Annotated in this window: 16 protein-coding genes; 1 reads left to right on the top strand and 15 read right to left on the bottom strand. The window is 36.4% G+C overall.

Annotation, left to right across the window (positions count from 1 at the left end; translation table 11 throughout):
• Positions 1-63: 63 nt before the first annotated feature.
• Entirely contained in the window at positions 64-408 is a 345-nt protein-coding gene (locus SD1D_RS01975; RefSeq protein ID WP_058257372.1) for a DUF1622 domain-containing protein, read from the bottom strand.
• A gap of 263 nt (positions 409-671) precedes the next feature.
• Between SD1D_RS01975 and SD1D_RS01970 the strand changes: the two genes are divergently transcribed.
• Positions 672-947: a hypothetical protein gene (locus SD1D_RS01970; protein ID WP_058257371.1), complete on the top strand. Its 276-nt coding sequence runs from the start codon at positions 672-674 to the stop codon at positions 945-947.
• Positions 948-1,019: 72 nt separating this feature from the next.
• Here the strand turns inward: SD1D_RS01970 and SD1D_RS01965 are convergent, their stop codons facing one another.
• The 14 genes from SD1D_RS01965 to ftsH all read right to left on the bottom strand — a co-directional run bounded on the left by SD1D_RS01965 (position 1,020) and on the right by ftsH (position 19,926).
• Positions 1,020-1,877 carry a hypothetical protein gene (locus SD1D_RS01965; protein ID WP_058257370.1) on the bottom strand — a complete coding sequence of 286 codons (858 nt, stop codon included), beginning with the start codon at positions 1,875-1,877 and terminating at the stop codon, positions 1,020-1,022.
• Complete coding sequence (locus SD1D_RS01960; protein ID WP_058257369.1) at positions 1,867-2,415, bottom strand: sigma-70 family RNA polymerase sigma factor; 549 nt, start codon at positions 2,413-2,415, stop codon at positions 1,867-1,869. The genes SD1D_RS01965 and SD1D_RS01960 overlap by 11 nt, the downstream gene beginning before the upstream one ends.
• Before the next feature lie 255 nt (positions 2,416-2,670).
• On the bottom strand, positions 2,671-4,416 hold the full coding sequence (locus SD1D_RS01955; RefSeq protein WP_058257368.1) for an ABC transporter ATP-binding protein: 1,746 nt from the start codon (positions 4,414-4,416) through the stop codon (positions 2,671-2,673).
• 38 nt (positions 4,417-4,454) lie between these two features.
• The gene (pfkA, locus tag SD1D_RS01950; RefSeq protein ID WP_058257367.1) at positions 4,455-5,423 is read right to left on the bottom strand and encodes a 6-phosphofructokinase; all 969 of its coding nucleotides are present in this window, start codon (positions 5,421-5,423) and stop codon (positions 4,455-4,457) included.
• 32 nt (positions 5,424-5,455) lie between these two features.
• Positions 5,456-8,944: a DNA polymerase III subunit alpha gene (locus tag SD1D_RS01945; RefSeq protein WP_058257366.1), complete on the bottom strand. Its 3,489-nt coding sequence runs from the start codon at positions 8,942-8,944 to the stop codon at positions 5,456-5,458.
• A gap of 180 nt (positions 8,945-9,124) precedes the next feature.
• Positions 9,125-10,543, bottom strand: a complete 1,419-nt coding sequence (locus SD1D_RS01940) for a polysaccharide deacetylase family protein (RefSeq protein WP_058257365.1) — start codon at positions 10,541-10,543, stop codon at positions 9,125-9,127.
• 236 nt (positions 10,544-10,779) lie between these two features.
• Positions 10,780-11,034, bottom strand: a complete 255-nt coding sequence (locus tag SD1D_RS01935) for an HPr family phosphocarrier protein (RefSeq protein ID WP_058257364.1) — start codon at positions 11,032-11,034, stop codon at positions 10,780-10,782.
• Complete coding sequence (gene whiA / locus SD1D_RS01930; protein WP_058257363.1) at positions 11,009-11,989, bottom strand: DNA-binding protein WhiA; 981 nt, start codon at positions 11,987-11,989, stop codon at positions 11,009-11,011. The genes SD1D_RS01935 and whiA overlap by 26 nt, the downstream gene beginning before the upstream one ends.
• A 27-nt stretch (positions 11,990-12,016) precedes the next feature.
• Complete coding sequence (gene rapZ, locus SD1D_RS01925) at positions 12,017-12,868, bottom strand: RNase adapter RapZ (RefSeq protein WP_058257362.1); 852 nt, start codon at positions 12,866-12,868, stop codon at positions 12,017-12,019.
• 18 nt (positions 12,869-12,886) lie between these two features.
• A complete protein-coding gene (gene murB / locus SD1D_RS01920; protein ID WP_058257361.1) occupies positions 12,887-13,810 on the bottom strand; it encodes a UDP-N-acetylmuramate dehydrogenase in 924 nt (307 codons plus the stop codon).
• A 50-nt stretch (positions 13,811-13,860) separates the two neighbouring features.
• Positions 13,861-14,778, bottom strand: coding sequence for an ROK family glucokinase (locus SD1D_RS01915; protein ID WP_330398625.1), 918 nt, complete (start codon positions 14,776-14,778; stop codon positions 13,861-13,863).
• Between the two features lie 26 nt (positions 14,779-14,804).
• Positions 14,805-15,701, bottom strand: coding sequence for an HPr(Ser) kinase/phosphatase (gene hprK / locus SD1D_RS01910; RefSeq protein ID WP_456298562.1), 897 nt, complete (start codon positions 15,699-15,701; stop codon positions 14,805-14,807).
• A gap of 139 nt (positions 15,702-15,840) precedes the next feature.
• Positions 15,841-17,712, bottom strand: a complete 1,872-nt coding sequence (uvrC, locus tag SD1D_RS01905; protein ID WP_058257359.1) for an excinuclease ABC subunit UvrC — start codon at positions 17,710-17,712, stop codon at positions 15,841-15,843.
• Between the two features lie 156 nt (positions 17,713-17,868).
• A complete protein-coding gene (gene ftsH / locus SD1D_RS01900) occupies positions 17,869-19,926 on the bottom strand; it encodes an ATP-dependent zinc metalloprotease FtsH (RefSeq protein ID WP_058257358.1) in 2,058 nt (685 codons plus the stop codon).
• Positions 19,927-20,091 lie beyond the last annotated feature (165 nt).

Here is a 20,091-nt window from a genome sequence, read left to right as displayed (position 1 = left end):
ATCTGTAATATACTTTTAACAAATCTATACATTATATTCTTATATGTCTTGACGCCAAATTTATTATTTGTCTTCTTTTTTCTCCAATGCTTCAAATTCTCTTTCTTCCGCCTTTATTTCCCAATGAATTAGGAATGATAATGCAGCTCTTAGGAGGATAATACCGGCAACCATACCTATTTCTGCCCAACCGGTTACACCTACAGTCCTAAGAATCTCTCCTCCCATCTTAAATTCCAAGCCCAGTGCCATTCCTTTTGCCAGTTCCAATCTGGTATAGGGACTTTTCTTAATGTAATTATAAATTCCTATAATTCCTGAAAGTATTAAGATAATTACCCCTATAAATTCAAACATTAAAGTAGCGGTTTCACATAATAAATCCAACCAAATATGAAGTTGTTCCATTTTATGCTTTCTCCTTTTTTATTATGTCTAATTTTGTTGATTCATAAATGAATCAATTTCAAACTAATAATATGATAATTGTAGCCAAAAGTAAAGATGTAACATATTAATAAATTAATGATATCAAATAATTTCTATTATACTAATAAATCTCCTCTTAAATTTCAGGCAAAACAGTTTTTGCTTTATTTTTTATGATATCAGGATTATAATATTAGAATAGTATATAATTATAAATAAAAATGAAAGGATGATAAGACCGAATGAAAAAATTCAGAAAATTTGTACTTGGTAGCCTTTCTGTGGCTTCAGTTGCTGCGGGGGCTTATTACGTTTATAAGAATTTTATTAAGAAAGATTCAGATGATGATTTAGATGAATTTGACGACGACTTTGATGATTTAGATGAAGATGAAGAAGATGATAAGGAAAAAGTTTCCGGCAAAAGCACTACAAGAGAATATGTACAAATACAGATGGAAGAAGAATCTAAGGAAGCAATAGAAGATTCTGAAGAAGCTAAGGAAGAAGATTTATAGAAAATTATATCTAAGCATTTTCCATAAAACAAAGGGTGTATAGGTATAAGAAGTACCGCCACACCCTTTATTCTAATTATCATAACTAGCTAGGAATTCTTTCAAATCATCAATTAGCAGACTTGTATCTAAGACACTATACTTACTATGGGAGGCAACATCCCTATGGGTATTATCTACAGTTATGGTATATAAGCCAATAATAATATGGCTCTCATTGTCTTTACCGACAAGTTTAATAGTATATTCCACGGTAGAATCATCTGCCTCATCATACTTAAATCTATAGTTTTCCATTACAGAATAAAACTTTTCTATATCAACCGGTTCCTTTAATTGAACCCTTATATCTTTATCATGAGATTTAACAGTTATAGATTTAACTTCTTCCTCCTTTATAGCCGTAATATCAGTAAAACTTAGCTCATAATTACTTAAGGATGTAAGCTCATTAGTTCCCGGCTCTTTTTTGTTATCCTCTTCTACAGTACCATTATCCCATGAACCTAGAGTATCATTTACCTGATCATCTATTTCCTGTGCTTCTTTAGTAGCAATTTCATTATCTAATTCACCTGCCCTATCGGAAATAGCAATATCGTTTTTGCCATCTAAAGTAAAAGACTTGGCCTCTTCATTAACACTTTTTTGCTTTAATCCACTTGGATTAAATAGATGAATTGCACTTAAACCTACCATAAATACTAAAACTGCTGCCGCCACCTTCATTAATAAGCGGATTTTTGTAATTAAAGGCCTATGGTCCTCTTCTTGCTTTGTTTTACCCTGTTTATTAATTGCTTCTAAGGTTCTATTAATTAAGTCTTCTGATACACTTATTCCTTTTTGGTCTAAGGAAGTGTTCAGATGATGTTTAATATTAAATTCATCCATCTTTTGCTCATTATTATTATTTTGCTTAAAATTCATCTGATACCCTCCCTTCTAACATATTCTTTAATTTACTTCTTGCTCTTGAAAGCCTACTTTTAACTGTTCCTTCTGCTATATTAAGGGCTTTTGCAGCCTCTGCAATAGACATATCCTGAAAATAAATACATATTACCACATCTTTGTACTTAGCCGGCAAAGATAGAACCGATTTCTTTATCAAATCACTGGTATCCTGCTTCTCAATCTGCTCGTAATCAGAATCACTTATGATGGCATCCTCCTGATATTCCATCATGGGGACTACTCTCCTCTTATAGGCACTTTTCAAATAGTCTTTGCATGTATTAATAGTAATTCTTACTATCCATGTTTTAATACTAGAGTAGCCACCGAATGTGGAAAGCTTATTATTTACCTTTATAAAAACCTCTTGAAATATATCTTCTGCAGTATGGATATCCTTAACATACATATAAGCTATACGAAGTACATCATTACCATATTGTCTGATTAAGTCCTCTATCTCATATGCAGGAGAATATTGTGAATTGTCATTTTGCATGTCCTTTTGCATCCAACTATTCCCCCCTATACTATACCTTTAGGTTTAGTCACAAGTGCTTGTGCTAGTTATAGTATACATGTACTACAATAGGATGTAAACGTGAAATTGGATGCATTATGAAATGAAATATCTTTCAGTTTACAATAATTAGACGTTATTACAGCCAAGTTAGTTCCACATAAAAGAAAGACCGTCAAACTTTTTCGACGGTCTTTTACAATACCTTATATATTTAATTTTTAAATAATAGTTAAGAAATCTTTCTTACTCTTGAGAGCTATATGCCAAGCGATAAAGTCCGGCATATACTCCCTCTTTAGCTAATAATTCCTCATGTGTACCGGTTTCTTTTATTCCATCCTCTGCCAGTACTATAATTCTCTGAGCATTTTTAATAGTCGATAATCTATGGGCTATAACAAAAGTTGTTCGGTTTTTCGCCAGTTTTTCTAATGATTCTTGTACTACTTTCTCACTTTCATTATCTAAAGATGAAGTTGCTTCGTCAAAAATCAAAATGGGAGGATTTTTTAGAAATACTCTGGCAATACTAAGCCTTTGCTTTTGTCCCCCCGATAACTTAACTCCCCGCTGGCCGATATCGGTATAATAGCCTTCCGGAAGCTCCATTATAAAATCATGGGCATTGGCATTTTTTGCAGCCCTTATTACATCTTCTTCTGTGGCATTGGCATTACCATAACGGATATTATCCATTACGGTACCGGCAAATAAATAAACATCCTGTTGCACAATACCTATATTCTTTCTTAGGGATTTCAGCTTAATATCTTTGATATCAATTCCGTCTATAGTAATAAGCCCTTCAGAAACTTCATAAAACCTAGGTATTAGGCTACACATGGTCGTCTTACCTACACCGGAGGATCCTACTAAGGCTATATATTCACCGGCCTTCACCTTAAGATTAATATTTCTAAAGACATCTTCTTTAGCATCATTGTATTTGAAGGCCACATTTTTAAACTCAATTTCTCCCTTAACCTCATTAAGGGAGATAGCATCCGGTTTATCTACAATATCCGGTTCAATCTCTAAAATCTCATAAAAACGGCTAAAGCCTGACATACCGTTTTGGAACTGCTCTGTAAAGTTAATAAGCTTCTTTACAGGATCTACCAATAAATTTACATATAACAGGAAGGTCAAAAGATCTCCGACATTTATAATCTTCTTAGCTATAAATAAGCCCCCTCCGGCTATAACCGCAACATTAATTAAGGCTGTAAATAAAGTGAGTCCCGAATGGAATATTCCCATATTTAAGTAGCTGTTGCGTTTACTGTCTATAAATTTATTGTTGCCTTCCTTAAACTTGCTCATTTCTACAGCTTCATTGGCAAAAGATTTTACAACTCTGATTCCCGATAGGTTGTCCTCAATCTGGGCATTAATATCTGCAATCTTTTCCCTATTTCTTTTAAAGGCCCGTCTCATTCTTCCTCTCATAAACAAGGCAAAGACTAACATAAGAGGAATAAAAGAAAATACTAAAAGAGTCAAAGGCAGATTAATATTTATTAAGATGAAAAAGGCCCCTATAAATTTAATAGAAGATATAATAATATCCTCAGGTCCATGATGGCATAGTTCTGTTACATCAAATAAATCATTGGTTATTCTAGTCATCAGCTGACCAATCTTTTGATTATCATAAAAACTAAAAGATAGCTTCTGAAAATGTTCAAAGATGTCATTACGCATATCATATTCCATCTTGGCACCCATCATATGACCTTTATAGGCTGTAAAGAAAGTACTTAAAAATTCAATGGCTGCCAAAGCTAACATGACAAAAAGCAATTTCATAATTATTGGTGCAGACTCTGAAATATCGTACTTTACCAAAATCTCATTTGTAATATATCTGACTATCATAGGATAAATCAATGAAATTGACGATGCAAGTAAGGCAAAGAACATATCTGCCATAAATAAGCCAAGATATGGTTTATAATAAGACAAAAACTTCTTCGTCTTTTTATTCATTCTGTATTCTCCTGTCTAAGATCTGTCAAAGACAGCTACTACAGCCTCTTTGACAAATCGTACATGTACTGGTTAATATCCTTGGTCATAGCTAGGGCTTCTGCTATATCATAATCTACAAATTCGCCCTTTACATGAGCTACCACACGATTACTTGCCCCTTTACGAAGCAGGTCTACCGCTTTTGCTCCCATAGCTGCTGCATATACCCTATCCCTAGCTGTGGGACTTCCGCCTCTTTGGGCATGGCCAATAATGGTTGCCCTAGTTTCCATTCCTGTGGCTTTTTCAATTCTTTCAGCCATAGCATGGGAATCACCTATGCCTTCTGCATTAATAATAATATAGTGTTTCTTACCTGTCTCTCTTCTACGGTTAATTTTATCAATTATATGTTGCTCATCATAATCATAACGCTCTGGAATTAGGATATCCTCGGCACCATTAGCTATACCACACCAAAGGGCAATAAATCCCGCATGCCTGCCCATAACCTCAATAATACTGCATCTTTCATGGGAAGTAGATGTATCTCTTACCTTGTCCACTGTCTGAATGGCTGTATTAACTGCTGTATCAAAACCAATGGTGTAATCGGTACATGCAATATCAAGGTCTATTGTTCCCGGAACACCTACAGTATTAATACCATGCTTAGCTAGGTCAGCGGCTCCCCGAAATGATCCGTCTCCTCCTATTACTACAAGACCCTCTATACCATGCTTTTTACATACCTGTGCCGCTTTTTCTACAACTTCAGGCTTTACGAATTCAGGACAACGGGCCGTATGCAAAATGGTACCGCCCCGATTAATAATATCCGAAACACTTTTATATTCCATATCATAGATATCTTCTTCTAGCAGTCCCAAAAATCCTCTTCGTATACCTTTGACTTTTATACCTTCCTTTAATGCAGTTCTGACAACCGCCCGGATTGCGGCATTCATTCCGGGGGCATCTCCTCCACTGGTTAAAACACCGATAACATTTACTTTGTTGTCCATACTTACCTCCACTTTCTATATTAAACTGTATTCTAATTTATTTTTGCCACTGAATCAAGCTGTTTTTCTACAATTCTCACATTATTTTCCGTAAAAACCTCTTTTAGTTTTGTAATAAGTTCATCTTTGGCACTGACATTTTTACTTTTTGGAAGCCGTTTCATAATTTTTTCTGCTTCACAGTAGATAATAACAGAATCATTTCCGTCATATCCATCCAGTATACTATATAGTTCTAGTTCACTTTTCTTATAATCTGAATGATTTCTAAACCTAAGCCAAATCTCTTTTGGTAATTCATTAAAGGGAATAATTTCTTGACATATCAGCTTAGCATCTTTATCTTCTTCAGTGGTTACCCTTCCTCGGATAAATACCTTGGCATCAATATCTAGTATATGCTTATACCTGTCAAAATCCCTGGGAAATACAATAACTTCCACGGTGCCAAACATATCTTCCAAGGTAATAAAGGCCATAATACTGTTGGTTCTGGTGGTTTTAATTGTTTTTGATGTAATCATGCCACCTAAGGTATGAAAACTTCCGTCCTCTACTTTTGCTTTTCCTATCTCTTCATCTAAAATAAAATCATAGGAATAAGCTGTTACATTCTTTTTTAGACTATCCATATAATCATCTAAAGGATGTCCGCTAATATAAATACCTAAGACTTCTTTTTCAAAGGCCAGTATCTCTTCTTTACTATATTCTTCTACATTGGGCATATTAAAATCAAATTCTTGCTTAACTTCTTCTCCTGCAAAGTCAAATAAATTTAACTGTCCCGTAAGATTTCTCTTTTTATCTTCAGCCACTTGATCAAGTATCTGAATATAGCTCATCATCAACTGGCGTCTGTTACTATGAAGATTACTAAAAACTCCTGCTTTAATAAAGCTTTCAACAGTTCTTTTATTGACCTCTTTACCGGATAGGCGGCTTGCAAAATCCTTTAGACTAGTATAAGGCCCCCCGGCCTCTCTTTCTGCTACAATTGACTCAATTACAGGTCTGCCTACTCCCTTTATTGCAGCCAAGGAATAGCGGATTGCACCCTTATGTACTGTAAAGACCGCATCTCCTTCATTGATATCCGGAGGAAGAATATCAATATCCATCTGCCTACAGTTATAAATATACTGTGATACTTTAGCCGGATTATCTATAACTGATGTCATTAAAGCAGCCATAAACTCCACCGGATAATATCGTTTTAAATAAGCTGTTTGATAGGATATAACAGCATAGGCTGCCGCATGGGATTTATTAAAGGCATACTTTGCAAAATCCAGCATTTCATCAAAAATATGGTTTGCAACCGATTCAGGTATACCGTTTTTTATACATCCCGGTATATTGTCCTCTTCATTGCCATAAATAAAAGTCTGCCTTTCTTTTATCATGACATCTTCTTTCTTTTTGGACATAGCCCTACGAACTAAATCGCTTCGTCCATAACTGTATCCTGCCAAATCTCTTACTATCTGCATAACCTGTTCTTGATATACTATACAGCCATAGGTTGGAGCCAAAATATGCTCCAGCTGAGGACAATCATAAGTGATTTGACCGGTTTCATTTTTACCTTTAATATACTTTGGTATAAAATCCATGGGTCCCGGTCTATACAAGGCAATACCGGCTATGACATCTTCTAAGCTGCGGGGCTTTAATTCTTTCATAAAGCTCTTCATACCGCTACTTTCTAACTGAAAGATTCCTTCTGTTTTACCGGATCCGATTAACTCATATACTTTATCGTCATTATAATCTATCTTGTTTATATCAAATTTATCACTTATATCTGTATTTTTATTAACTAAAGCTACGGCATTTTGAATTACTGTCAAGGTACGAAGGCCTAAAAAGTCCATTTTCAACAAGCCCAACTCTTCTAAAGTTACCATGGTAAATTGAGTTGTTATGGAATCATCGGAAGAACGGGTTAAGGGCACATATTCAACTATACTGTCTTTACCGATAACGACACCGGCAGCATGCATTGATGTGTGCCTTGGCAGACCTTCTAGTCTTTTTGACATATCAATCAGCCTTTTTATATCTTCATCCTCTTCATAAAGCCGGCTAAGGTCCGGATTAAGTTTTAAGGCTTTTTCAATGGTTATTCCGATTTCATTGGGAATCATCTTGGCCACAGTATCAACTTGTGAATACGGAAGATCAAGTGCTCTTCCCACATCACGAATTACAGCTCTGGCTGCCATGGTACCGAAGGTTACAATCTGGGCTACTTTATCTTTGCCGTATTTTTCTGTAACATAGTCTATAACTTCCTGTCTTCTTTCAAAACAAAAGTCAATATCTATATCCGGCATAGTTAAACGCTCAGGATTTAAGAACCGTTCAAAAAGCAAATTATATTTTATAGGATCAATATCGGTTATTTTTAAGGCATAAGCAACAATGGAACCTGCGGCACTACCCCGACCTGGCCCTACCATAATTCCATGGTCTTTTGCATATTTGATAAAGTCCCATACGATAAGGAAGTAGTCTACAAATCCCATATTGTTTATGGTTTTAAGTTCATAATCTAAGCGTTCCCATAATTCTTCGTCAACTGTGCCATATCTATCCTTCATGCCTTCCTTGCAAAGATGTTTTAAATATTCAAATGATGTATAAGGGGCCGGTACAGGATAGACCGGTAATTTATATTCCCCAAAGGTGATGGTTACATTACAGCGTTTTGCTATTTCATATGTATTTTCAACAGCCTCTTTGGCATAGGGGAATATTTCAAGCATCTCTTGGGGAGATTTAAGATAATACTGTCCTCCCTCATAGCGCATACGATTTTCATCGGTAACCTTTTTCTGAGTCTGAATACAAAGCAGAACATCATGGGAATCTGCATCTTCGGCATAAGTATAGTGAACGTCATTGGTTGCCACAAGTTTTATCCCAGTCTCATTGGATATTCTAATCAGTCCTTGATTAACCGTCCTTTGCTCAGGTATTCCATGATCCTGAAGTTCAAGAAAGAAATTATCCTTTCCGAAAATCTCCCTATATTTAAGTGCCGCATCCTTTGCTTCCTTATAAAAACCCCTTCTTAGATATCCCGGAATTTCTCCCCCAAGGCAGGCACTAAGGGCAATTATCCCTTGGCTATAGCGGCTTAGGATTTCTTTATCAATCCTAGGTTTATAATAAAAGCCTTCTAAAAAACCTATGGATACAATCTTCATCAAGTTTTGATAGCCTATATTGTTTTCAGCTAAAAGAACCATATGATGATAGCGATCCTCTGAAGCCCCCGGCTCCCTATCAAATCTGGAATTTGGAGCAACATAGACCTCACAACCTATGATTGGCTTAATATTCTCAGAAAGGCAGGCTTTATAAAAATCAATAACACCATACATGACACCATGATCAGTAATAGCAAGGCTATCCATACCAAGTTCCTTAGCCCTAAGCACCATCTCCTTGATTTTTCCTGAACCATCAAGCAGCGAGTACTGTGTATGGAGATGTAAATGGGTAAAACTCATGGTAATCCACCTTTCTTAAAAATCAAAAAATAATATAATAATAGCTTATGTTACATTTCATTTGTTTATATGTCGGTATAAATATTATAATACATCTAACAAACATATGGTAGTAACAATTAATACTCATTACAGAAAAATTAATAAGGAACCCCGCTATATATGGGGTTCCTTACTTATTTACCAGTTTCTAGCCGGTCTTTCCGGATCTATTACTTCTTCTACACTAAATAAATCTGCTAACCGTTCAGGAAATTGGAGCATTGCTTGTCCGTCTAATGGTCGTCTTGTCATTCTTACATAGTCATTCTTAACATGCATCCATGGCTTTGAATATACTCCGCAGTAAAAATCAAAGCCTACCTCCTTAAGGAAATGATACTTGTCACTTTCATAATGGCCTATTGTGGTTTCTATATCTACACCAAAGGGGAAGATTAATATGTCAGTGGGACCGATTAAGGGAGCTACTTCATCAAGCCAGCGTGTAATGTCAGTTTTCACAAACTCATAGCTTTTCTCTCCCATATTCTTATGTCCCCAACTATGGCAAGCAAATTCCCAGCCATTTTCCTTTAGCACCCTTGCCACTTCCTTGACTGTTTCCTTATCTTGTTCATAGGTGGGTGAAGTAGGATCATTGGTTCTATATCCTAAGGCACCTTCATATCCGGTAAGAGCAAGAATACCCTTGGCACCTTTATAAGAGAAATCAGGGTGTTCTTCCACAAAGGCATCCAAAATAGGAACTATATCAAAAGGTCCCTGTACCACACTGCCGTCATCTAGAATCATTTCACAGGTTGGCTTGCCGTCCTCATCGATAACTATCCTAGAAGCAAATCCGTCTCCATCCATATACTCATAATAGTTAACATCGTCCTGAGATAAAACAAAAGGCTTTTTCCCCGGGGGAAGGTATATCTCGGCTTCCACATACTTAGTCTTTCCATTTTCATCGGTCACTTTTTTTACCAGATCATGAATACTTACCAGTACATATCCGTCTTGGTACATTTTCTCCATCATCTTTTCAAACTCGTATATAGTTGTCATATACATATTATATCCGACAGAATCGTAGTCCCCGTCAAAAGCCTTACTATTATCGGCAATTAGAGAATGAAAGAAAATATGGTTAACTTGTGTAACTGAAGTATAAGCTCCACCGTATAATACCAATTTGGACTTTTCAGCCTCTAACTCATTAACTGCATCTACTAAGGCAGTATACACTGAATAATCTCCTGCCTCACCTTGATAACTTTTAATTAACTCAATAGCCCCATCATAATCATAGCTTAAGGCCATCCTTTTGGCTTTTTCAATTATTTCATTCCTTTCAGCAATTTCCTGCTGAAGTCTTTCTTGTTCCCTAAGAGCCTCTTCTTCCTCGGGAGTAAGCTTATTTTTACCATTATTGTCATCTTGCTCATCCTCAGTGGTAATATTCCCGGGATTGTTATTATTTCTTCTAGTCTTAGATATTATATAGTAAGATCCTGCTAACAAAGACAAGAGTAATATTTCAAATAAAAGTATGGTTCCCATTCTTTTGATAGATCTCTTTTTCTTTGGTCTTATTCTTCTTCCTTCCACCAAATACACCTCTTTCAACTTTCTACTATGTATTATCTCACTTATACATATTTTATAGCTTGGTAATTTTTTTTATACTAATGACTTTAAGGCAAACCACAGGTTGTTGACATTATACCACAGATTTATTACATTTTCTTTATTTTTTCTTAACTTTTATATTATTTTTCATAAAAAAAAGAAGCATCCCAAAGATTTTTTATTTTATCTCTTTGTGATAGCTCCTTGTCTGTAGATTACTTGCTGCTTAAATATTTTTCAATGTTTTTTATTGCCTCTTCTTCATCGGGACCCTCTGCCGTTACAAAGACTTTTTCCCCAGAGGCAAGACCAAGACTCATCATGCCCATAATACTTTTTGCATTAATTTTTTTTTCATCACATTCAACAAAGATACTACTTTCATACTGACTGGCAACTTGAACCAGTAATGCGACAGGTCTGGCTTCTAAGCCATTAGGAATATTAATTACTATTTCCTTTCTTATCATTTATGTTTTCCTCCTTATGCTCCCGAAAATATTCCGCAATCATGCTTAATTTTCGTAATCTATGGTTAACACCGGATTTACTAATTGGCGGTGACAACATAGTACCTAATTCTTTTAAAGAGGCTTCAGGATATTCAACCCTAAGTTTGGCTATTTCTTCAAGTCCTTTAGCCAGGTTACCAAAGCCAACATTATCTCTAATATATAAAATATCATCTATATGTTTTGTGGCTGCGGTTACAGTCTTACTGATATTGGCTGCTTCACAATTTACCTGCCTATTAACCTGGTTACGCATCTCTTTAAGAATCCGTACATTTTCAAGATCCATTAATGCAACATGGGCTTCCATAACATTTAGTAAATCTACAATCTGGGATCCTTCTTTGATATAGACTACAAAATTTCTTTTTCTTTGAATGATTTTTGCGTCTATAGAAAATGTACATATAACATCTTTTAGCATTTCAGCCTTTAAGATGTCATCCGTGACAAATTCCAAATGATATGATTTTTTTGGATTACTCATTGAACCCGATAAAAGAAATGCACCACGAATAAATGCCCTCTTACAGCAGGTATTTTGAACAACTAATTGACCCGGACTTTGAATTTTGCCATCCTCTGCCTCTGCAGGATTTTGTTTCGTAGCCTGAAGAATACGGGATACCATTTCCTTATTCTTAACAATAATTATATATGTTTGACTGTCCTTACTGTTTAGATTTTGCTTAACTGAGACATCAATACTTATATTAAATGTTTTTTTAAGTAATGTAAAGTACTTTCTTGCAACTGTCAAGTTTTCCGTTTGAAGTTTTAAATATAAATTAGATTTATCTTGTATTAATAGTCCACCGAAAGCATGAATAGCTGCAATTTCCGCAAGCCTGCAATGCCTGGCATCACTGATTTGACCGGCCAGTTCTTCTTTAACCTTTTTTGAAAACGACATCTTTCATCCGCACCTTCAATATCTTTACTAATCTTTTTCTATATCCCTATGCTCTGTTTTTATTCCATATCCCAAACCGGCCATTCTTTTTGAAATCTCATTATTTAGTGTAACTGAACGGTGCTTACCTCCGGTACATCCTATTGCCACTACCAGCTGGTTTTTTCCTTCGGATATGTAATGGGGAATCAAAAAAGTAAGCATATCCTCTAATTTATCTAAAAATTGCCCGGAAGCCTCTGAATTCATTACAAAATTACTTACCTGAGAATCCATACCTGTTTTATGTTTTAGCTCCGGTATATAAAATGGATTAGGTAAAAATCTAACATCAAATACCAAATCCGCATCGGAAGGTATACCATACTTAAATCCAAAGGATAGCATCATAATCATAAAATTCTTAAACTGCTTATCTTCTACATATATTTTATCAATATGGGCCTTCAGCTCCCTAATAAGCAAATGGCTGGTATCAATAATAACATCTGCCTTCTTACGAAGAAATTCTAGCCTTTCCCGTTCCAGTTCTATTCCTTTGTCCACCCTGCCTGTTTGGGAAAGAGGATGTAGTCTTCTGGTCTCCTTATAGCGCTTGATTAATACTTCAGCTGAACAGTCCAAAAACAAAATTTCATAGGGATATCCGGCTTTTTTCATATCATTAAGGATCTCATCTAGTTCCTCTAGATATTGTCCGCTTCTTATATCCAATCCCAAGGCTACCTTGTTATGATGTCCATGCATAATTAATTTTACAAATTTTTTTACAAGCTTTATAGGAAGATTATCTACGCAGAAAAATCCTGTATCCTCCAACATTTTCAATACGGAGCTTTTTCCGGCTCCTGACATACCTGTTACAATTACAAATCTCATAGATCTCCAGGCCTTTCTTTAGTCCATATCAAAGTTACCTAAAAATTTCACCTCAGGCTCAAGCCGCACCCCAAACTTTTCATAAACAATGCGGCTAACATCCTTAATTAAGGCCATAAAATCTTTTGCTGAGGCATTATCCTTATTAATTAAAAATCCACAATGCTTTTCTGACACTGCAGCTCCGCCAATCTGATATCCTTTTAGGCCGGCATCGGAAATTAATTTACCGGCAAAATACCCTTGGGGACGTTTAAATGTACTACCTGCACTAAATTGATCTAAGGGCTGTTTCAAGCGTCTTTGAGAATTAAGCTCATGGATTTTGTCCCAAATCTGCTGCTTATCTCCCTTGTTAAATTTCATAACAGCCTCCAGCAGACAAAGATTATTCTTCTGTAAGATACTGCTTCTGTATCCCAGCTTCAATCCTTCATTATCTAAGGTAAAAATTTCTCCCTCAGAATCCATAACCTTAGCAGAAAGTAAGCATTGTTTCATTTCTCCCCCGTATGCTCCTGCATTCATAGTTACGGCACCTCCAAGGGTTCCGGGAATACCCGCTGCAAATTCAAATCCGGTTAATTCCTCCCTGGCTATAACACTTGAAAGCTTGGACAAAAGTACTCCTGCTTGGGCATGGACCGTATTATCATCATTTACTACAACATCAGAGAAGTTGCTTGCAAGTTTAATTATTAAGCCCCGATATCCCATGTCAGAAACTAACAGATTGCTGCCGTTACCCATAATATAATAAGGAATATTATGAGTCTTACATAATAATACCACCTGCCTAATCTCATCAACACAAGAGGGAAAAACCATATAATCTGCTTCTCCTCCTATACGAAGAGATGTATGCTGGGACATGGGCTCCTTTATTTTAATCTGTTCCTTTTTTAATATTTTATATAATTCTTTTAATAATAAATCCTCCAAATGATACCTCCATTAGCTATCATACAATACTTCTAATTCTTATTCAACTATCAGACATCCGATGACAATATCAGTCTGGCACATCCATACATGCCTGCATCATTTCCTAAGGAAGCTATTATAAACACCCTGTCCTTTAAAGCATCCATTACATTAGGAATATAATGCTTTTTAATATGGTCAATTAATATATCACCGGCTTTAGATACCCCGCCTCCTATAACAAATGCCTCCGGATCTAGGGTTTGTGCAACTTGAGCTAAGGCAATTCCTAAGTATCTGCAAGCCTCATCCACCACCTTTAAGGCCAGTTCATCTCCTTCTTTAGCCATATCAAAGACAGTTTTAGCCGAAATATCATCTAGATTAGGCATGTATTTTTTGGCAATCCTTACAATACCCGTAGCGGAAGCGTATTGCTCAAGGCAACCTTTCTTTCCGCAGCCGCAGCTTGATGTTTCATTATAATCTACGGGAAGGTGTCCTATTTCTCCTCCTGCACCGCCGCTGCCTGCCACAATCTTGCCCTTATAAATAATTCCTCCTCCGACACCGGTTCCTAAGGTTACCATTACCATACTGTCAAAACCTTTTCCGCTTCCCATCCATTGTTCCCCAAGGGCAGCTACATTGGCATCATTACCTGCCTTTACCTTAAGACCGGTCATCTTGGACATTTCTTCTTCTATATTAAAATGTCCTATTCCAAGATTAGGAAGTTCCAATACCTCTCCGTTATCCTTAACCGGACCCGGTATCCCTACACCAATACCTATTACTTCCTCTTTTGAAATAGCCTTTTCTTCTAATTTACTTTCGATAAAAGCGGCTGCATCCCTTAAAACATCCTTGCCGTCTTCGGTTCTTTTTGTGGCAATAACCCACTTATCTAACATAACTCCGTCACTATTAAATAATCCTACTTTAATGCCTGTTCCCCCGATGTCAACACCAAAACAATATTTCACAACATCATCCTCCATAAGTATCTTAATTATTTTTTAGTGCTGTTTCTTATCTTATTAGTAACCCTTTGATATAATTCTTGGGCTGCATTATATCCCATCTTCTTTTGTCTATGGTTTACCGCTGCAGATTCACAGATAATGGCCAGATTCCTGCCGGGACGGATAGGAATCGAATAACAGACAACCTTATTACCTAAAATTTCAATATGCTGCTCATCTAGACCAAATCTGTCATAGTCTTTGTCCCTGCTCCATTCTTCTAACTTAATAACAAGATCAATACCCTGTGTGTTTTTTACACTTTCTACACCAAACAAGGTTTTCACATCAATAATTCCTATGCCCCTAAGTTCTATAAAATGTCTGGTAATATCAGGAGCTGTTCCGATAAGGGTTTCATCACTGACCTTTTTAATCTCCACCACATCATCGGCAACCAAACGGTGACCTCTTTTAATCAACTCAAGGGCAGCCTCACTTTTTCCGATGCCGCTTTCACCGGTTATCAGTATACCTTCTCCATATACATCTACTAAAACACCATGAATAGAAATTCTTGGAGCCAGTTCTACATTTAGCCATCTTATTACTTCAGCCATAAAGGATGAAGTGGTTTTAGCCGATCTTAAAATAGGCACTTCCTTTTCGGTAGCTATCTTTATCAGCTCATCGCTTACCTCAATATTTCTGCAAAAAACAATACAAGGCACCTTATAGTCCATAAGCTTACTCATAATTTCATTACGTTTCTCTAGGCTTACGGTCTGCATATAAGCATGTTCTACATAACCGATTATTTGAACCCGCTCAGAATCAAAGTGATCAAAAAATCCCGCCAGCTGCAAAGCAGGCCTGTTTACATCCGGCTGAGATATTTTTATTCTCTTAATATCTATATCGGGAGTACAATTTTCCAAATTCATCTTCTCAATCAATTGAACCAAATCGACTGTATACACCCCTTCAACCTCTCTTTCTGTTTGTAAATAATTCCTAACTTTTAACCTCAAATTTGTATAACCTGCACACATTCTAACATAAATTATACTTCAATGTAAATGCTTATTGTGTTTTAGGCTTATGAAAGAAGTTATAGACTTCTTCTGCAGCGGCCCTATTCATAGAAGGAACCTTCATCAATTCTTCAATGTCGGCATTTTTTATAGAATCTAAGGTCTGAAAATGCTTCATAAGCGCCCTTCTTCTGGTTGGCCCAATACCCTTAATATCATCCAAGATGGAATGAACCTGCTGCTTTTTACGAAGACTCCTATGATATTCTATGGCAAAACGGTGTGTCTCATCCTGAATTCTTGTTATCAACTTAAATAACTCGTTGCTTTTGTCAATGGGAAGTTCACGGTTACGGTAATATATTCCTCTGGTTCGGTGATTATCATCCTTTACCATACCACATACGGCTATATCAAGTTTTAACTCATCTAAAACCCGTAAGGCCACATTTACCTGTCCCTTACCTCCATCCATTAAAATTAAATCTGGATATTTAGTAAAACTTCCATATGATTCATCTAAGTTCTTCTCCTTCATTTCCTCCAATTCCCGCATACCATGGGTAAATCTTCTGGTCAGCATTTCATACATGGCTCCGTAATCATCGGATCCTTCAATAGATTTAATCTTAAATTTCCTATAGTCGGACTTTTTAGGCTTTCCCTGTTCAAATACAACCATAGAACCTACCGGCGCAAATCCTGCCGTGTTGGATATATCAAAAGATTCTATCCTAGATATCTGGCTAAGATCCAGATAATCAGCCAGTTCCTTAAGAGCACCGGTTGTTCTTGCTTCTTCTCTTTTAAGTTTTTCGGCATCTTTATTAAGAATAAGGATGGCATTCTTTTTGGCCAGTTCAACCAACTTTTCCTTCTCACCTTTTTTAGGTACCCTTATATATACTTTCTGTCCCCTTTTTTCACTTAACCAGCGACTAAGAATATCACTTTCCTCCGGTTCTGTTTCTAAAAAGATTTCTTTGGGAATATAAGGAGTTCCGGCATAGAATTGTTTGATAAAACTGGTGATTACCCCACTGTCTGATTCATCTTCAACACCGGTCAGATAAAAATGATCCCTTCCTATCAGTTTTCCGCCCCGGATAAAGAAGGTTTGAACCACAGCCTCATCCTTATTTCTGGCAAAGGCTATAATATCCCGGTCTGCCTGATCGGTATAGGTAATCTTTTGCTTATTCATAATCTGTCTAACACTTCCCAAAAGATCCCTCATGGTTGCGGCTTTTTCATATTCCATCTTAGCTGCCGCTTCATGCATCCTATCTTCCAACATCTTTACCACAGGATTATAATTACCACTTAAAAATTGAATAACTTGCTCTATATTTTTACCGTACTCCTCCTTGGATATAAAACCTTGGCAGGGAGCATCACATTGCCCCATATAATAATAGAGGCAGGGTCTCTCCTTACCGATATCCCGAGGAAGATTTCTGTTACAGGTCCTAATCTTATAGATCTTTCTAAGAAGCTCTAAGATATCCTTTACCGCTCCGGAACTGGTATAGGGACCAAAATATTTAGACTTATCCCTCTTCATCTGCCTAGAAAATAGGACTCTGGGATAATCTTCTGAAACGGTTACACGGATATATGGGTAGGTCTTATCATCCTTAAGCATGGTATTATATTTTGGCCTGTGTTCCTTAATCAGATTACATTCCAGTACCAAGGCTTCTACTTCCGAATCCGTAACTATATATTCAAAATGGTCAATATTCTCAACCATACGTTTTATCTTGACAGTGTGATTGCGACTGTTTTGAAAATACTGCCTTACTCTGTTTTTAAGAACAATAGCCTTTCCCACATAAATTATATTATCAGCTTTATCTTTCATAATATATACTCCCGGCTTATCGGGAAGCATTTTTAGTTCTTCTTCTATATTAAACATATGGATATAATCACTCCCATTCGTCTTTATTTTATATAAGATAATAGCTAAATGCAACCAAATATATAATGAAAAATGGCCTGCCCATCCTTATGGAATAGGCAGACCTATCTTCCTATAAATAATCTGATTAATTATACTTTTGCACTTAGCAGGCTATTCTACAGTCGTATCATCTTTATCAGCTTCTGAAATGCTTTTTTCTACCGAATTATTATTTAAATCAATTTTATCAGTTTCTGATACACTTTCTTCCTTAGTATTATCTTCAGCTTCATTTACCTTTGATGGTATCTCTTCCTTGCTGACATCATCCCTAACATCATCTTTCTTTTGGTCTGTATCAGCCTTTATAAGATCCTCGCCCTTAACTTCACGATAAAGATTCATAAATTCTTCACCGGTTATGGTTTCTTTGGCTATAAGGTATTCTGCAATCTTATCTAATACTTCACGATTCTGGGAAAGTAACATCTTTGCTCTATCATAACATTCCTTAAGGATTTTCATTACTTCCTTATCAATCTCTCCGGCAGTTTGATCACTGCAATTTAGAACCGGTCTTCCGTCTAGATACCTGTTTTCTATGGACTCTAGTCCCATAAGGCCGAATTTGTCAGACATACCATACTGAGTAACCATAGACCTTGCCAGGGCAGTTGCCTGCTCAATATCATTGGAGGCACCGGTAGTAACTGAGCCAAATACCAATTCTTCCGCCGCCCTTCCTCCAAAGAAGGTAACAATTCTGGTAAGCATTTCATCCTTACTCATAAGGTATTTTTCTTCTTCAGGTACCTGCATAACATAGCCTAAAGATCCCATTGTTCTAGGTACAATAGTAATCTTTTGTACAGGCTCTGAATGCTTTTCAAGGGCTGTAACCAAGGCGTGGCCTACCTCATGATATGCTACAATTCGTTTTTCTTCCTTACTTAAAATCCTATCTTTCTTTTCTTTACCTGCTATAACCACTTCCACAGATTCAAATAAATCTTCCTGGGTTACTACGGTACGTCCTTGCTTTACGGCAAGAATCGCAGCTTCATTGATCATATTGGCAAGATCAGAACCCACCGCACCGCTGGTAGCCCTGGCTATAGCTTCTAAATCTACAGAATCATGCATAAGTACGTTCTTAGCATGAACTTTTAATATATCTATTCTACCCTTTAAATCCGGTTTATCAACTATAATACGACGGTCAAATCTTCCGGGACGAAGAAGGGCCTTATCAAGTACCTCCGGTCGGTTAGTTGCACCAAGGACAACCAAACCTTTTGAGGAATCAAAACCATCCATATTGGCAAGGAGCTGGTTTAAGGTCTGTTCCCTTTCGTCATTACCATAATGGCCATCCCTGCTTTTACCGATTGCATCAATTTCATCAATAAAAATAATACAAGGAGCCGAGTCTTGAGCCTGCTTAAATAGATCCCTTACCCTAGAAGCACCTACACCGACAAACATTTCCACAAAGTCAGATCCAGATAAAGAGAAAAAGGGAACTTTAGCTTCACCGGCTACCGCCTTAGCAAGAAGGGTTTTACCTGTTCCGGGAGGTCCTACCAGCAAGGCACCTTTGGGAAGCTTAGCACCGATACGGGTATACTTTGCGGGATTATGAAGAAAATCTACAATCTCAGTAAGAGATTCTTTTGCTTCTTCTTGACCTGCCACATCCTTAAAAGTAACACCGGTGGTCTTTTCCACATATACTTTAGCATTACTTTTTCCTATGCCCATAACACCGCCGCTGTTCTTTGATATGGCCTTAAAGAGAAACCACATTACTATATAAATAAGTATAAAGGGAAGCAACATAGACAATATAGTTTCAAATATAGTGGTCTTGTTATTTACAGGCTTCCGATTATATTCAAGTCCGTCTCGTTTGTAAGCCTCATACAACTTATCATATAACTCTTGGTCATATAAATTACCGGTATAGTAAGTTATATCGTAATTGTTAGGTTGTTCCTTAGGGACAAACTTGATTTTGTCATCAACGAAAAAAACCTCTTTTAACTGATCATTTTCAAGCATATAGATAAATTCATTATAGGCCTTTTCAATATTGGTGCTTTCCTCTATTTGCCTTTGTACAAAGGAAATCATATACCAGAGAAATAAAGCAGATAGCAAAGTAATAATTATAAAGCTTTTATTTGGTAAACCATTTTTGTTCTGCTTGTTGTCATTTTTATTTTCCATTAAATCCTCCATCTTCTATTTTCATGCAAATCTATAAAAAATTATAAGATTCAAACATTCTTTCACAATATATCTCATTATACTTATTGTATCATTATAAATCAATAAAATTGTTCTAAAAATTCTGTGACCAAACTGTGTTCACCGGGAAAATAATAAAATGGA

It is taken from the genome of Herbinix luporum (assembly GCF_900070325.1).
Classification (GTDB): Bacteria; Bacillota; Clostridia; order Lachnospirales; family Lachnospiraceae; genus Mobilitalea; species Mobilitalea luporum.
This window is presented reverse-complemented; position numbering and strand designations above follow the sequence as displayed.

Coding starts and splice junctions, on each gene's coding strand:
- SD1D_RS01975 (WP_058257372.1), bottom strand. CDS start 408: ATGGAACAACTTCATATTTGGTTGGATTTATTATGTGAAACCGCTACT.
- SD1D_RS01970 (WP_058257371.1), top strand. CDS start 672: ATGAAAAAATTCAGAAAATTTGTACTTGGTAGCCTTTCTGTGGCTTCA.
- SD1D_RS01965 (WP_058257370.1), bottom strand. CDS start 1,877: ATGAATTTTAAGCAAAATAATAATAATGAGCAAAAGATGGATGAATTT.
- SD1D_RS01960 (WP_058257369.1), bottom strand. CDS start 2,415: ATGCAAAAGGACATGCAAAATGACAATTCACAATATTCTCCTGCATAT.
- SD1D_RS01955 (WP_058257368.1), bottom strand. CDS start 4,416: ATGAATAAAAAGACGAAGAAGTTTTTGTCTTATTATAAACCATATCTT.
- pfkA (WP_058257367.1), bottom strand. CDS start 5,423: ATGGACAACAAAGTAAATGTTATCGGTGTTTTAACCAGTGGAGGAGAT.
- SD1D_RS01945 (WP_058257366.1), bottom strand. CDS start 8,944: ATGAGTTTTACCCATTTACATCTCCATACACAGTACTCGCTGCTTGAT.
- SD1D_RS01935 (WP_058257364.1), bottom strand. CDS start 11,034: ATGATAAGAAAGGAAATAGTAATTAATATTCCTAATGGCTTAGAAGCC.
- whiA (WP_058257363.1), bottom strand. CDS start 11,989: ATGTCGTTTTCAAAAAAGGTTAAAGAAGAACTGGCCGGTCAAATCAGT.
- rapZ (WP_058257362.1), bottom strand. CDS start 12,868: ATGAGATTTGTAATTGTAACAGGTATGTCAGGAGCCGGAAAAAGCTCC.
- hprK (WP_456298562.1), bottom strand. CDS start 15,701: ATGAATTTGGAAAATTGTACTCCCGATATAGATATTAAGAGAATAAAA.
- uvrC (WP_058257359.1), bottom strand. CDS start 17,712: ATGTTTAATATAGAAGAAGAACTAAAAATGCTTCCCGATAAGCCGGGA.
- ftsH (WP_058257358.1), bottom strand. CDS start 19,926: ATGGAAAATAAAAATGACAACAAGCAGAACAAAAATGGTTTACCAAAT.